We start from the raw sequence: 15,191 nt of genomic DNA, 5'->3' as shown, positions 1-15,191 counted from the left end.
CAACCGCAGCATGAGCGCCGTAAAGCCACACCCAGGCCCCTGGGTCTCCCGATCGTACGAAGGACCGGAATCAACCCGCCAACACGGTAAGGAGCACCGTACTTGGCCCCGATAGACAATCACGGTGCACAGCAGCACGGGGGCATGGGTCCAATGGTCGCCGCTGGGCACTCGTCGTTCAAGGCAGCGGGGCCCCTTCGGAGTGGCGGAACGGGGGCTTTGCTCTGCCTATGCGAATGAGATCTTCTGCGCATTGTTCGATAGCTTTCGAAGCCTCGCCGCGATCGGATCGAAGAGCATTGTAAATATAGAAGGCGTTAGATTCCTTCCTGCCTGCTTGCGGCGCAGGATTCCTATCCGAAAGGAGGGATGCGATCAGGGCATCCTTTCGACGGTCCGCATCCGAAATTATATCGGAAATGAGACGTTGCCAGTTGCTGAATGGTAGTGACCTGTAGTTGCCATCGTGTATGTTCCATAGCTCGCCGATGAACATCATGAGTTCGTGGCATCCGATGGCGTCTGCTACATAGCTGTAGCCCCAGGCTTGTACTTGATGGATGAACTTCGCGGCCTGCTGCTCGAACGTCCCACCCAAATTCGCGATCTCGCCAGCGGGAGGCTTGGGGCCGTTCCACCAGTAAGCGAAGTCATCTTCGTCGAGAGAGTAAACGTCTGCCACACCGCCGATCCACTCCGCCCCGTTAAGGTCGACCACGAACGCAGGAACCCACCCCTTGTTAGAGAAGTCTGATCGCTGCCTGTGCGTCCAATCGGCATATTCGAGACCTCGACGTATTCCTGAGTCCATACGCTTCCACACGTTGCCGAGATATTCGATATAACCTTCCAGCTCCTGTCTTACCTTCGGAATGACGGAAAGGTCTGCCGCATATCTAGCTTTTAGCACGATAACCCTTGCCGCGATGGCGTACAACAACGCGGGGAGTGCCCATCTGTGATCCCAAACACGGTTCCACTCATCCGTTCCGGCGCGGTCCGGCATATTAGCCATCCAGCCAGTCGGATAGGGGACAGGGTCACCCTTGGTGGAGATTGCTGCAGTACTCTCCGGGCGCATCCAGAAGGCGGGTTGCATCAGCTGCTTGACGACCACAGAAGAATCGTGTTCGGCGGAATGTATCACGTCAGCGTAATACGGATCACCTAGAGGGTCTACTTCGGTCAACAATGCCTGCGCGAAGTCTCTCGCAGACCCTATGGCTGTCTGCGCGTACGCATTCAGGTCTGCGAGACTTTGCTCCCGCTCTGTAACCCAGGCTGCCAGCTGAAAGTCGTGAATTTCGCGCAATTTTGCATTCAACTGATTCAGCAGCCGAATGGCCGGGTCTGTGGCCGGGGGGAGATTGGATGCCCATTTATTTAGATCCTCCACAAGGCTCAATACGGTTGCGCCAAAACCGACAAGCTCACCGGCTTCTTTCAAGGCCTTGTAGGACGGCTCCTCATAGTAAGGAAGGCTCTCCGATCTAAACTGCGCCAGCTGGCGGATGCGGCGGCCCATATATGCGGCACCCACCGATTCAGGCGCTTCTGATAGGTCGAAGATTTCATCATTATCGGCAAGTTCCCAAATGGGGGTGCCGTCCTCGCGTAGAAGCATCTGCGTATCGAGGACGCGGTAAATTGATGCGCACATCGCGCTCTCCCTCAGTCACTTCCCCCGGGTAGACGATGGGATGCTCTTACCAGCATCGCGCGTGCCCGCAAGGCGCGCATCTGACGATGCCCTCGCACGGATCTGTCGGTCACCACGAGCACCACGAACCGTCAGATCACCTGGACCGCCCGGCCCCGACGTCGAGGCCGGCCTGGCCGTCATCGACCAGGCCGCCGCCCGGCACGTCCGCGCGAGATCGGCCAGATCGACTCTGCGACACCCAGCGAGCCCGTCCTGCTCGGCCTGCCAACCCCGAGAACGGGCCGCAGCAGGCGATCAGGCCGCAGGTGCGGAAAAAAGCGGCCAGTGCTGACGACACCCCGCACAAACGCAATGATCACCATCCACATCCGGCGTCTAGGAGCTGTCCGGTCGATCATTGCGCTGCCTCGTGCTCGGGCTCCTGTCTGCGCCGGGTGCGGATTCAGGCAGCGGTGATCGGCCGCAGCTTCTCGCCGACGGCGCGGCCCGCGACAATGTGGGTATGGATGCTGCTGAAGACCCTGTAGCCGTGGTTGCATGCCTGCTGGATGAGCCGTGGGACGGCAGGTGGAACAGCCTTGAGGTGGCAGGCGTCGATCTAGTGTCGATTTACACCAGGATGGAGGGCTGCACGTACACGTGGATCACCAATGGCGGCTCCCTCCACGAGCGGGGGATGGCGACCGTGAGGTTCATCTCTGACGAGATTGAGAGGGTCCTTCCCGAGCTGGCTGAACATGACAGCGTGCACGTATGGCATCGGTTGCACCGGATGGCTCAGCTGATGGTCGCTCACAACAACGCACCGGTTGAGGCGAGTTCCTAGGAACTCTCTGGTCGGTCAGCTGCGGAGCCAGATGACGAGGCTTGCCGCTGTGATGGTGCCGAGGAAAACGTAGCCACGCTTGTCATAGCGGGTGGCCACTGCTCGGTGGTTCTTGAGCCTGTTGATGGCTCGTTCGACGGTGTTGCGCTTCTTGTAGCGGTCCTCGTCGAACCCCGGTGGCCGGCCGCCGTGTGCGCCTCTTCGCAGGCGGGCGGCCCGGCTGTCGGCCTTCTCCGGGATCGTGTGCGGGATGCCCCGGCGTCGCAGGTACTCTGACAAGGCCTACAGCAACCGGCCGTGTCGGGACGATGCTGTCCGGCCTGTTGCGGGGCCTGCCCGGCCCGAGACGGGGAACGCGGATCTTCTCCAGCACCGGTCGGAACTGGGGGCTGTCACTCCGCTGGCCGGCAGTGATGAGCAGGGACAGCGGGCGGCAGCGACCGTCGGCGCTCAGGTGGATCTTGCTGGTGAAGCCACCCCGCGAGCGGCCCAGTCCCTCACCTGCTGCACCACCTCCGCCAGCCGGCCGACCAGGCTCTGCCACGGAGGTTCGGCCAGGTGTTCCGCCGCGTTGCCCCCCTTTGGAGCGGCCGTGGTAGGTGGCGGGTCGTTGCGGGCGCCGGCGGCATGCTGATGAGCGCGCACGCTCGTCGAGTCGACCGAGACGTCCCAGTCCACGTCACCCGCGGCGTCGGCTGCGGCTTGGATCTGCTGCAGCAGATGTTCCCAGGTGCCGTCTGCGGACCACAGCCGGTGGCGCTCGTAGACCGTCTTCCAGGGCCCGAACCGCTCGGGAAGGTCGCGCCACTGCACACCGGTCCGCACTCGGTGCAGAATCCCGTCGATTACCTGCCGATGGTCTCGCCATCGGCCACAACGACCATTGCTCACCGGCAGGAACGGCCAGAGCCGTTCCCACTCGGCATCCGACAAGTCACCACGCTGATCCCGCCCCATACCCCGACCAACGAGTCAGGAGCGAGCCAGTCACATGATCGGCCGCACGTCCTAGGGCGTGTCCGCAATGTCAGTTGGGGAGCCATAGTCGCAGGCAGGCGAGGGTGACCAGTGCTTTGTAGTGGCGGGCTCGTTTGTCGTAGCGGGTGGCGAGGGCCTTGTTCTGCTTGAGCCGGTTGAAGCAGCGTTCGACGACGTTGCGGCGCCGGTAGACCTCACGGTCGAGACGGCACAGGCTCTCGCCGCGTCGCAGGCGTCCGCTGATCTGGTCGACGCGCTCGGGGATGGTGCAGGCGATGCCGCGTCTGCGCAGGTAGGAGCGGATTTTGCGGGACGAGTAGCCCTTGTCGCCGACCACCCGCTCCGGTCGGGTGCGGGGCCGGCCCGGCCCGCACCGGTTGATCCGGATGCGGGCCATGACCGGCTCGAACTGGGTGCAGTCGTTCACGTTCCCGCCGGTGAGCGTGAACGCGAGGGGACGGCCGCGGCCGTCACAGGCAAGGTGGATCTTCGTGCTCAGTCCGCCGCGGGAGCGTCCGAGTGCTTCACCGGTCCAGGGCCCCCTTTTCGGGCTCCGGCCGCGTGCTGGTGGGCCCGCACGATCGTCGAGTCGACGCAGACGATCGACCAGTCGACTTCGCCGATCGCATCGGAGTGCTGCTGGACGTGGGCCAGGAGCCGGTCCCAGGTTCCGTCGGCTGACCAGCGGCGGAACCGTTCGTAGACGGTCTTCCACGGCCCATACCGCTCAGGCAGGTCCCGCCAGGCAGCCCCCGTGGACAGCTTCCACAGGATGCCGTTGAGGACCTGCCGCCGGTCCCGCACCGGACGACCCATCCGGGGCGGCGCCAGCAACGGCCCGATGACTTCCCAGGCCTGATCGGTCAGTTCATGACGTCGCACCACGAACGGAGTAACGACCCATCGACATTGCGGACACGCCCTAGTGCGCCCCTGCAAACAACCCTCCAGCCCCCTTCCGGTGCAACCCTCCCCGGCCTCCGTTGCCGTCGGGATCTTCGGTGTGCCTCTCAGCGGTAGTTGGCACTTCGCAGAAGTAGTTGTCACCGAGTGGTTCTTCGAAGCCGCCGCGCATGGTGATGATCTCCTCGGCGGTCGTGTCCTTGCTCTTGTCGCGCCGGTGGGCCAGGAGGGCGACCTGGAGTGGGAAGGATGTCGTGCGCAGGGTTGATGTCAGTGGGATGCGCAGGGTCATGACAGTGGCGACGCAGAGTCCGTGTCGGTAGGTTCTGGCGGCTCGGGGAGCATCCGCAGGCTGTAGAGCACGTTGTCGTGGAAGCGGTCGTTGATGTCGCCGCGGGTAACCAGGTCGGCGGCGGCCAGGTCTTGGAAGGCCTGGTGCTGGGCTGCGTCGTGGGGGTCGATGCCGCCGTCGATCCAGATCCGAATGAGGACCTCGGCCTCGATGGAATCGATGGGTCCGCGGACCCCGAATTGCCGGGTCGCCCTGCATCGGCGAGGAGCACCGCGGCCAGAAAGTCGACGATCGGGACGCCTTCTCAGGAGGGAGAGCACGGCGGCTCGTACGGTTTGTCGGGCAGGTAGTGCTTCCATTCCTGCCGGGTGATGGGGTCGCCGGCCGATTCGCAGATGTCACCGATGGCCCGGTCCGGGTTGGTGTCCCATAGCTCCACGCCCGCGGATGCCCTGACGATGGCGAGGTACTCGCCGTCCGGGGTGAACCGGAGCGCGTACGCGGCCGTCGATGAGCTCGGCAGGTAGGAACTCCGTCTGGGGCTTTTCGGATCGGTCAGATCCCAGATCTCGGGGCGCTCATCGCCACCCACGGTCTTCCTCGCGATCAAGGCGAGGTGGGCTCCGTCGGGGCTGAAGGCTATCGGGCTGGCGTCGACGCCCACGGAGACGCTGGAGAGCTCCTCGGTGAGCTGGTGTCCCTCGACACGCCACAGCCTCAGTGTGCCGTCGATGTCGTAGACGGCCAGCAGCTTCCCGTCCGGCCGGAACGCGATGTGCACCGTGTCGACTCTGGCCTGGCTCGGGCGTGCCCACTGCTGCTGTGGATGTGCGGGGTCGGTGAGGTCCCAGCTCTCCAACTCACCCGCAGGCTTGGGCCGAGTGTCGTCCACGTCGGTGAAGGGAGTATCGGCGAGGAGGAGCGACTTTCCGTCCGGGGAGAACGCGAGCATCACGGACGACGCGTCGATCCGGGCGATCTCCCGCGGATGCTCGGGGTTCGCAATGTCGTAGATCCGAACGCCCGGTTTCTTGTGGTTGCCTTTTCTGAAGCCGTTCATGTCGGACACGGCCAGGACGGGCGCGGTGGGGCTGAAGGCGATCACCGCCACACCGTTGTCCAGGTCCTCGATGGTGGCCAGCGGTGCGGCGCCCTCAGCTGCCGAGGTGCTGCGCAGCCGCAGACCGACGATTTGCTGTTTCTTGCCGTCCGTGTCGGTCGTACCGTTCTCGTACAACTCGACGTCGGCGAGGAGGCGTCCGTCCGGGCTGAGGGCGATGTCCGCTCCGGTGAACATGTCGGGGGCGCGCGTACTGCTGAGGATCGTGGTCTCGTCCGATGTTGCGTCCAGCAGATAGTTCACGCCCACTCCTTGGAGGGCGATCAGTTTCTTCCCGCCGACCAACCGGTAGTCGAACTGGGCTCCGGTGCCAGGCGATATCGGAATGAGTGCCTGGGCACCCGGCTGGGCCGAGTTGTTGAGGTAGGAGACGCGCACCCCGTGGGCGGTGGCCTGCAACAATCTGCGCGGACTGGCGGGGTCGAACAGGACCATCCCCGCGTCATGAAAGTCTGTCCCCCCGCCCGACGCCCCGGGGAGAATCGTTTCGGAGCGGCCGGTCTTCTGGTAGATCCACACCTGCCAGGTGCCGCCGCAGGCTCCGACGACGTACTCGCGGATCGGGCTGAACACCAACGAATTCAGGCCCTCGATGCAGGATCTGCCGATCGAATCGTCCCCCTTCTCTTCCATCTTTCGTGGCGTGTCGGGCACTTCCAACTGCCACAACCCGAGCGCGTCCCCGCTCCTCAGAGCGACCGGAGCCGCGAGCATCTGTCCGTCGGGGTTGAAGGCCACCCGGTGGAGCGGCCTCGAGTCCGCGAAACCGCTGCGGTCGTACTTCGCCCCCTCGAGCACGGCGATGCGTTCGGGGTGTCCGGAGCCGGCCGCCTTCCAGAGCTGGATCCGGCCGTCCACGCTCATACTGGCGAGCAGGTCACGCTCAGGAGACACGGCCAGGGAGTCGAGCACCGCGGAATGACCGGTGAGCGTTGCGAGGGGCTTCGGCGCGGTCCGGTCGCCGATGTCCCAGACGCGGATCTCACCGCTCGACAGGCCGCCGTACAGGGTCTTGCCGTCAACACTGAGGGCGAGCGCGTGGACGCTGTGGTCCAGCTGTGGCGCGGCGGTCCGCTTCGGATGACCGGGATCCGATATGTCCCACAGTCGCACCCACGCCGTCTTCGGTTGCCGCTCGTCGTAGGTGACCGCGACGAGTGTCCGGCCGTCCCGGCTGATCGTGACGGGGCCGGTCGTGCCTGCTTCCACCCGGGCGGAGCCGCCCGGGAAGCGCAGCTCCACTGCGTCTCCGACGGAGATGGCGAGGACGCGGCCGTCGCCGCTGTAGGCAAGGTCCTGGGCCGGCTTGTCTGCGTTTATCACTCCGGGCGTGCGTCGGCTGTTGAGCAGCGCGCCGCGCCCCGCGTCCCTGTCCATCCGGTAGGAGACCAGGCTGAGCTGCTTGGCCAGACCGGGCTGCTGGTCGCGGAGGTCCTCGGCCTCGGCGGCAAGGTAGCGGGCCAGGTCGCGTTGGCTTGCCCGCTCGGCACGCTGCTGGAAGATCACGGAACCGATCAGCCCGGATGTGGCGAGGACGACCAGAGCCGTGAGGAATGCGACGGCGATCCGGGTTCGGCGCGCACCTCGGCGCTCCTGCCGCCAGGAGGCATCGACGAACTCGGCGAGCACGGAGTCGGGTTCGCCCGCGCTCGCCGGTGACGACGCGGCGCGTTCCCGTACGGCGGCCAGCCTGCTTCCCCGGTAGAGCAGCGAGGACTCCCGCCCGGCCTGCTCCCATGCCTTGGCGTCGGCGGCGAGGTGCTGGCGGGCACGCAGCCAGTCCCGGTCCGCATCGACCCACTCCGTCAGCAGGGGCCAGGCGCGTAGCAGTGCTTCGTGGCTGATGCGGGCGGAGTCGTGGTCGAGGGTGATCAGGCGGGCCTGGGTGAACCGGTCGATGGCCAGTTGTGCGGCCGCCGTGTCGGGCAGGCCGTGCAGGAGCGCGGAGCGGTCCACGGGCTGGGCCGTGTCGGCGGTGTCCTCTCCTACGCGAACCAGCCGGGGCAGCATGAGCCGGACAGCTTCCCTACCTTGCGGATCGAGTCCGTCGTACGTGGTGTCGGCGGTGGTCTTGATCGCCTCCGCGATGCCTCCGGCGGCACGGTACTGGGCGACGGTGAGTCGCGTTCCGGAGCGACGCAGCCAGGTCGCCCACATGACGTGGGACAGCAGCGGCAGCGCCCCGGCGGCCGGTTGCTGGTCGGTCGTTGCGCCGAACTCGTGCAGGATCACGTCGGCGAGGCCCTCGTCGAGGACCAGGCCGGCGGCTGCGGCCGGTCCGTCGACGGCGGCGCGGAGCTCGTCGGGGGTCATTGGCTCAACCAGCAGTTGATTGTCGCGCAGAGCGGCGAGCAGTTCGGGCTGCGCGGCAGCCTGGCCATAGAAGTCCGCCCGGAGCGCGAGCACCACCAGGGCCCCCGGCCGGCCCCCTGGCGAGGGCCGGACCAGGGCCGTTACCGCCCGCAGGAACGCGGTGCGCTCCGACGGGTCGGGACACAGCGTGAACAGTTCCTCCAGCTGGTCGACGAGGACGATGAGCCGCTGCTCCGGTCGACCGGCCAGCAGTCGGCCGGCCAGCTCGGCCGCGCGGTCGGAGGTCTCACCCATCAGATCAGCAGGCTCGGCACGATGGTCGAGCAGAGCTGCCAGGCGCCGGAGAGGGCTCCTGCCGGGGGTCAGGCGCAGCGGTAGCCAGGAGGTGGTGCCGAGCAGTCCTCGCTCGCGCAGTCCGGCCGTGAGACCGGCGTTGAGCAGAGAGCTCTTCCCCGAACCGGACGGGCCCACCAGAACCAGCGGGCCCGGCTCGTCCGCCCCGGCCATTTCTGCGAGTGCGCCGAACACCCGCTCCGTCATGCCGTCGCGCCCGAAGTACACGTCGGCGTCGTCCACCCCGAAGGCGTCCAGACCCAGATATGGGCAGCGGCCGGGGGCGGGCTCCAGCTCCTCCGGAGGCTCCGGCTGCGCCGGCACTGCCGGGTTCGGTGCGATGACGAGATTTCCCGAGCGGTCCCCTGCCTGGCGCCGGGGCAGCGGCCCCTGTCGGTCGCTCATCACCCTGAAGACTCCGTCGAACACGGAGTCCAAGGTCAGTTGGTGGAGCCCGCGCGGGTCGCCGTGCGTCAGCACCTCGATGAGCGCGCCGGTGAACGCGGTATGTGCGGCGCCAGGAAGCGCCAGGGCCAGCTGTTCCGCGGACCCCATGAGGTACATGCCGTGCGCAGGCGTCATCGTGAACGCAGGCAACGACGGGCCGCCACTCAATGAAGCCCGTCCGGAGAAGCAGCAGTCGAGGACGACGACGACGGACGATGCCCGGCTCGCCTCCAGCGCTTGCCGCAGCGAGGAGAACGACAGTGCCTGATGCCCGGCCATCCCGGGCGTGAGGCGGTCGGTGCTGGTGGCCGCCAGGTACAGCTCGCCGTCCGGGCCGAGCAGACCGTGCCCAATGAAATAGACGAGCAGCACGGTGTCCGCTCGCTGCGCCTCCTCGGTAACGGCCCGCGCCATGGTTTGCGCGTCGGCCGGGTCGAGCAGCGTGCGCAGGTGGTCGGGCCGCACCCCGCAGCGTTCGATCAAGGTCGTGCGCAGATCCCTGCAGGAGGTGGCGGCTGCGGGCACAGAGGTCAGCAGGGGGCCCTCGTGCGTGGCGGTCGCGATCAGCAGGACCCGTACTCCCACACCTGACAGGTCCGTCACGGCAACTCATGACGCTCGGGCTCGGGCTCGCCCGAGCCCGCTTGCTGCCGACGCAACAGATCAGCGACCTGAGCCACTTGCTGCTGCAGAGCGGGCGTGTCGAGACCGGATACCCGCTTTGCGGCCAGCTCGAGCGAGCTGCCTTCCGGAAGCGTCACCTTGATGTGCACGTCTCCACGGCGGGTGCGGAGCCAGGCGATGATTCCGGTGGCGAACGCGCTCACGGCACCGGCCGGGCCGAGCGCGACCGACAGCGCGTCCAGGACCGGCCCCAGCGTGCCGGTCTCCGGCGGCAGCTCCACCGCTTCGACCCGCCCGCGCAACTCCTGGGAATCGGCCAACCAGTCCCGGAGCGAGCGGAGGTGGTCTCCTGCGTCTGGGCCTTCCGCGATTACCGCGACATCCATGGTTCCCCCGTCTGCACCGCATGAAATATGCGGTTGTCAATGTGCGATCCCTGAGGTGAGCGATGCTCTCCTCAGGGATCCGCCCGGTCAAAGACTCATTCAAGACTTTCGTGGCTCGTGACCGTCCAGGTGGAGCGAGCTACCGGCCTACAAGGAAGCGCACAACGCCTCCCACCACAAGATCCTCGCCCGCACCCTGTAACCCGCACTCGGACGATCGGCCGGGAACAGGGGAGGGGAGTGACCGTTACCGAGTGAGCACAGGTTCGGACCGGGCTCCCCTCCGCAGGTGGGCGAGCGCGATCTCGTGGGCGCGGGTGACCTTCTCCGGGGCGATCCTGGCCAGGACCGGAGGGCGCACCCGATCATTCGTCCGACCAATGAGCGGGTCAGTTGGCGAAGCCACCGACCGACCCGCTCAGTCACACTCCGGCTGTCGACAGAACCTAGCGGTTCGGGTAGTAGGCCGGGAAGCACACGGCGCCGTCCGCGCCGCAGATCTCGGTCTCGGGAATCTGCCTCGAGTGCTTCTCGTAGGAGAGGAGAGCCAGCTGGCGGCCCGAGGCGAAGGTCACGACGGCGTTGTGGACCGGGCCCGCCGCCTCTGGCGCCGCCCCCTTGTAGTCGTACGGGCCGTGCTCGCCCTCGACGACGGCAAGGAGGACGAACTGGCTGGGCTGTTCTCCGGGCTTCTCCTGGTATGGCTCCGTCTTCGCCCACAGGACGCCCTCGTGCGGCCGGCTCTCCGGCAGGGACCCGCACTCGATCCTGGCCAGCCCCTCGCGCACGATCACGGAGCAGTACGTATGGTCGTCCTTCATCCACAGGAGCTCACCGGCGCCCGGCGGATCCCTCCGGATCACCGCTACGAAATCGTCGGACGGCATCTCGTAGGACGGCAGCATTTTCATGCTCTTTCGGACCAACGCCAACATCGGTCCGTCGGCGACCGTGGGCCGCGCCGCCCCGACCGGCACGGCGGGCCCCGACGAGGGCGCCAGCCGGGTCGGCGAAGGCGACGCGACGGGTGAGGTCTGCGCCTGCGGCGACCGGGACGGCGCGGATCCCGACAGCGGAGCCGTCGTGCACGAAGTCACGGCCAGCAGTGCCAGTCCGTACCCCACTCCGTGTGCGACGAGCCTGCGACCGTGCCTGTTGAGCCCCATCTGCCCCACCCCCGTGGTCGAACCCCCGCGCCCCTCGAACGGGGCGAACCCGTCGAAGCGTAACGCCACACCTGTCATGACCGGCTCAGGAACAGGTACTGAGCTTGTTCTTTATGGTCTGGTCCGGTCGCGTTCGATGATGCTCTCGGGGCGTCGGACGGTTTTGCCCACGTCGTAGCGGGTGGCGGGTCGCTGGTTCTTCGAGCCGAGCGGGCTGCCGGGGCCGGGCCGGGTGGGTTTGGGCGCACGGGCCGGGCAGGGCAGGTGGGGGCGGAGGTTTCTGAACCCCCGACGGACCCGGGCCGGGGTGAGCCTGGTTGGTTTCATCGGTCGTTCCCAGGGTCGGCGGATGTCCTCGGCAAGCGGCCGGGCGAGACGGAGCTGGGTGTGCGCGACGATGATCAGCCAGGTCCACCGGTCCGCGGCTTGCGGGGTGCGGAGCTTGGGCCGGGTCCAGCCGAGCGTCTGCTTGATCATGCGGAACGTGTGCTCCAGGTCGAAGCACCGCAGGAGCGCCTGCCAGCGCGGATCGGCGTCAGCGCCGGTCATGCCGGTGGCGGAGGACCAAAGCCACAGCGGCAGTGGGTTTCCGCCACCGGGTAGCCGATCGACCTCCGGGCGGAGCAACGTACCTTCGATGATGGGGAGTGCACCATCGTGGTCGATCCAGGCTGAGCGGGTGGTGAGCCGGGGGTGGAGAGGGTCCCAGGCCATCGCTTGCGCGGTTCCGTAGCGGGCGGTGACCTGGACGGTCGCCACGTCGGGCTCGCCCCAAGTCTCGGGCTTGGCGAAGCGGAACTCCTTGCCGTGCTTCGGATACCGCCCGCCCCGGGGGTAGGCCTCGGCGTACACCTTGAGCGAGGGTGCCGGCCGTCGCACGACGCGGTCCGAGCGCATCCGCCCCAGGACCTCGACGGGCAGCCCGTCGAGAAGGTAGGCCATCCGTGGCGCGTCGTAGCCGGCGTCGTAAACGACCAGGATGTCAGGATCGCCCTCGCACCAGCGTCCGCCGGCGATCATGTCCTCGACGACACGACGGACCTGGACGGCCGTGACCTCGGCTACGTCGTCCTCGGGGCCGAGCCGTACCGCGTCCAGCAGCTGGCACCAGGACGTGCGGCCCGATTCGAGGGCGGCGACGAACCAGTACGGCCAGCCCGGAATCATCAGGTGCTGGTCCCGGCCCTGGCCGAAGGTGTGGCAGAACAGCCTGTCCGGGCTGCACTCAGCATCCGGCCTCAGCCACTTGCTCACATCCACCGCCAGGACAAGCCGATCGTCAGCGGCCTTCGGCTGCGGCAACGCGGCCAGCGTCCGCCGCAGCCGCACCACGTCGAGACGACCGCGGTTGAGCGCGTCGTACAGCGCGCCGTGCCTACGACGGTGCTCGGCCAAGAGCGTCAGGTCCACCGGCGACGTCACCGGCCCGTCCGCGCGCAAAAGCGCGTCGGTCAGCTCGAACAACACGTCGCGCCGACTGGTCAGACATCCGTAGAAGTCACCCCGGAAGCGTGACGCCTCCGCGAACTCCTCGGCTCGGGCCTCGTGATGCAGCAGACTCATCCCACGGCCTTCGTGCTGGTTCGGTGCGTTCCTTGGTCGGAGCACAGGATCAGCCGAAGACCGCCTCCACGTCCGGCGAAGTCCCATCTGGGCGATCATGTTCGATCCGACGAACGAGGCTGGCCGAAGAGAACAACCTGAGCCCCTTCTACCGCAGGCGTCCCGCTCTGAGTCCACAGCGAGTTGACCAGTCGCCAGCCAGGGTCAGCCGGTCTCCGCTGGCCCGCACTACGGCAAGCCTTTCGCCCTCGAAACCGATTCGATCGCCGACAGCCAGGAAGAGCGGGCTCGCCAGCTCGAAGGCGTGGCCGTTGTCGGTCTCGAGGTCCTCCACGAGTACCAACCGTGAGGTCGGCGTCATGCCGTCAGCAACAAGGCGCATGCGGAGATGGTCACACGGAGCCTGAAGTCACCTCGACCCTGTTCGCCAAACGCCAACGGCTCAGGGGTTAAACAACAAGCTGAGCGCGGCTCGGTCATGAGGATAGGCGTTCAGGGGCACGGGGAGGGGCCTCTCGTCGTTCGGTCACCAGAGGCTTATCAAGGACCCCTTGGGGCTGCCAAGGCCGAGCACTGGCGTCACTGTGCAACGCATGGCGGCGGGGAACCCTGGCACTGCAAAGCCGCCAGACGAAGAGACGACCGCTCCCAATCAGACCCCGACCCCTCCGGGGGCTCACCCCACCGTTCAACCCCAGTGTTGAGCACACCAGAGGCCCCACCCCGCAAGAACACTGGGTGGGCCCCTGCCGATTTAAAGGGTCAACTCGCCGAATAGCGACGTGTAGCCCCTACGATCGTGAAATCTTCCTCACTACCCCCTGCATCAATTCGCGTCGCCATGACAGCATTGCCGCGCACCTTGGCAATGTACCCGTCATCCTGGACGACGATTACGAAGCCAGTGACAGGTGAGACGACAACCACGCTGGCATACATAAAGTAGTCGCGGACACGAGTGTGGAACTCCTTTACGAAATCCACAAGATGCGAAGCATCGACAAAGAACGGACCTTGATCCTCGTCGAAGCTGGTGCTGTTTACTACAACGAGAGGGCCTTCGAGGTCGTCACAGTACGACAGAAAGTCGTCCTCGATGACATCGGAATCGCGTTCTTCGATGTCAAATTCTCTCCAGTCATCCAGCGGGATGCCAGTAATCCTATCCGGATCATATGCTGTTGATCCAGGAAGGACCGCACTCAACACGCTTTCCGCGAATCCCCAATTAACATGCCTCTTTACCGCTGCCATCCGAATTCGCACCCTTCAATGAAGACCTTCAATTTTCTCGTCATCAGTCGCACGCCGCATTCTGCCCGGCCCCGGCCCGGGCAAGACTCGCTTCCCGCCGGCTGCGGCGCAGTGTGGTGCAACGGATGCCGCCGCCGGGGTGCCACTCCATCACGGGCGCGATGCCCCGCGCTTCGGGCACCACATCACCGGGGCGATGCCCCCGCAATCGTGCCGCTTGCACACGCACTCCTCCCCCAGACCGGCGTACGACACCTCGTGCCGGACAACACCCTCCCCAGCCTCGGCCACGCCCCGCACGCGGGACGGCCAGGACAACTCGCCCCAGGCCCGGCCCGCCACCTCGCGGCCCCGCCCGGACACCCGGACATCGCCCAGCACCGCAAGCGGGCCGGCTCCGGGCACCGTCAACCGCTTCACGGTCACTGGGACGGGAAGTGGGGCTTCATGCTCAACAGCAGCGGCTTGGGTGACGAGATATATGACGGCCCCTCTATGTCGTCCGCGCATGTCTGTACAACTCGAGCACGAACCGCATCGCCTGCACGGGCTGGCACTGAGCAAAAGATGCCGGCAACCACGGCTTGATCATCTCATCGCGGCCGCACGATCCGGAACCGCATCGGTCAGGCGGCGTAGGGAGAGGTATCGCTCCTCCGCTGACCCTCACGTCAAGCTCCGCTCGTGCGTGACTGGCCTATCGGTCTACCGATGGGCCAGTCGCGGAGCCTTTTCCAACCTGACGCTGACGCGTGGTGAAGGACGAGGACGGCCTGGACGATCGCTGTGATGCGGTTGGTGCTGCAGCCGAGCTTCCGCAGGGGACGCCATCCCTTCAGGGTGGCCCTGGCCTGCTCGCCGAGGCAGCGGACTTGGCGTGGGTGGTGTTGCGGCGGAGCTTCCGCCGCTTGAGGCGTCGCCAACGCGTGCCGGCCTCCTGCCGCCCGGCCTTCAGCCGTCCGGTCAGGAACCGCAGAGTGCAGCCGGACAGATCAATCGCCGACGGGTGGACAAGAGCGCAAAGCTCCTGGCAGGCATCGGTGATCTCAATTGAGAACCCGTCTCCCAGGAGATTCGTCGCTGCGCAGGTGCGTTCAACTCGCGCTCATCACAGCCTGCTTCGAAGACGCTCAGTGGAGAAGTAGCCCCCGTGATACCCGAGCTGAACAGTGCCGCTGTCCGGTCGCTGGCGACCAGTCTCCGGACGACCAGCACCACCCGGCTTGAGGGCCCCAGTTCGGACCCCTTCTCAACAGCCGCACCTTGGCAACCTCGACCGTCCGAGGTCAGCCGTCGGGAGCCCCAGCCACCCTCTGAACCTCG

The 15,191-nt window shown here is 66.4% G+C and carries 9 protein-coding genes and 2 pseudogenes; 1 reads left to right on the top strand and 10 read right to left on the bottom strand.

Features of this window, described 5'->3' with window-relative positions:
• Positions 1–178 precede the first annotated feature (178 nt).
• On the bottom strand, positions 179–1,660 hold the full coding sequence (locus ACWGDE_RS10070) for a hypothetical protein (RefSeq protein ID WP_453388509.1): 1,482 nt from the start codon (positions 1,658–1,660) through the stop codon (positions 179–181).
• A gap of 505 nt (positions 1,661–2,165) precedes the next feature.
• Here ACWGDE_RS10070 and ACWGDE_RS10065 point away from each other — a divergent pair.
• Positions 2,166–2,489 carry a hypothetical protein gene (locus ACWGDE_RS10065; protein WP_453388508.1) on the top strand — a complete coding sequence of 108 codons (324 nt, stop codon included), beginning with the start codon at positions 2,166–2,168 and terminating at the stop codon, positions 2,487–2,489.
• 15 nt (positions 2,490–2,504) lie between these two features.
• On the opposite strand, the pseudogene ACWGDE_RS10060 reads toward ACWGDE_RS10065, so the two are convergent.
• The 9 genes and pseudogenes from ACWGDE_RS10060 to ACWGDE_RS10020 all read right to left on the bottom strand — a co-directional run bounded on the left by ACWGDE_RS10060 (position 2,505) and on the right by ACWGDE_RS10020 (position 13,868).
• Positions 2,505–3,446 (bottom strand): annotated as a pseudogene (locus tag ACWGDE_RS10060) (IS5 family transposase).
• Positions 3,447–3,516: 70 nt separating this feature from the next.
• A pseudogene (locus ACWGDE_RS10055) lies at positions 3,517–4,349 on the bottom strand (IS5 family transposase).
• A gap of 40 nt (positions 4,350–4,389) precedes the next feature.
• The gene (locus ACWGDE_RS10050) at positions 4,390–4,662 is read right to left on the bottom strand and encodes a hypothetical protein (protein ID WP_453388507.1); all 273 of its coding nucleotides are present in this window, start codon (positions 4,660–4,662) and stop codon (positions 4,390–4,392) included.
• A 304-nt stretch (positions 4,663–4,966) separates the two neighbouring features.
• Positions 4,967–9,478 carry a caspase, EACC1-associated type gene (locus ACWGDE_RS10045; RefSeq protein ID WP_453388506.1) on the bottom strand — a complete coding sequence of 1,504 codons (4,512 nt, stop codon included), beginning with the start codon at positions 9,476–9,478 and terminating at the stop codon, positions 4,967–4,969.
• Positions 9,475–9,885 carry an effector-associated constant component EACC1 gene (locus ACWGDE_RS10040; RefSeq protein ID WP_453388505.1) on the bottom strand — a complete coding sequence of 137 codons (411 nt, stop codon included), beginning with the start codon at positions 9,883–9,885 and terminating at the stop codon, positions 9,475–9,477. Before ACWGDE_RS10040 ends, ACWGDE_RS10045 begins: the two co-directional genes overlap by 4 nt.
• A gap of 446 nt (positions 9,886–10,331) precedes the next feature.
• On the bottom strand, positions 10,332–10,790 hold the full coding sequence (locus tag ACWGDE_RS10035) for a hypothetical protein (protein WP_453388504.1): 459 nt from the start codon (positions 10,788–10,790) through the stop codon (positions 10,332–10,334).
• A gap of 372 nt (positions 10,791–11,162) precedes the next feature.
• Positions 11,163–12,614 (bottom strand): NF041680 family putative transposase, encoded by a 1,452-nt coding sequence (locus ACWGDE_RS10030; protein WP_453388511.1) that lies wholly within the window; start codon positions 12,612–12,614, stop codon positions 11,163–11,165.
• 148 nt (positions 12,615–12,762) lie between these two features.
• Complete coding sequence (locus tag ACWGDE_RS10025) at positions 12,763–12,996, bottom strand: hypothetical protein (RefSeq protein ID WP_453388503.1); 234 nt, start codon at positions 12,994–12,996, stop codon at positions 12,763–12,765.
• A gap of 380 nt (positions 12,997–13,376) precedes the next feature.
• Positions 13,377–13,868 carry a hypothetical protein gene (locus ACWGDE_RS10020; RefSeq protein ID WP_453388502.1) on the bottom strand — a complete coding sequence of 164 codons (492 nt, stop codon included), beginning with the start codon at positions 13,866–13,868 and terminating at the stop codon, positions 13,377–13,379.
• Positions 13,869–15,191 lie beyond the last annotated feature (1,323 nt).

The organism is Streptomyces sp. NPDC054956, from assembly GCF_053609185.1.
This window is presented reverse-complemented; position numbering and strand designations above follow the sequence as displayed.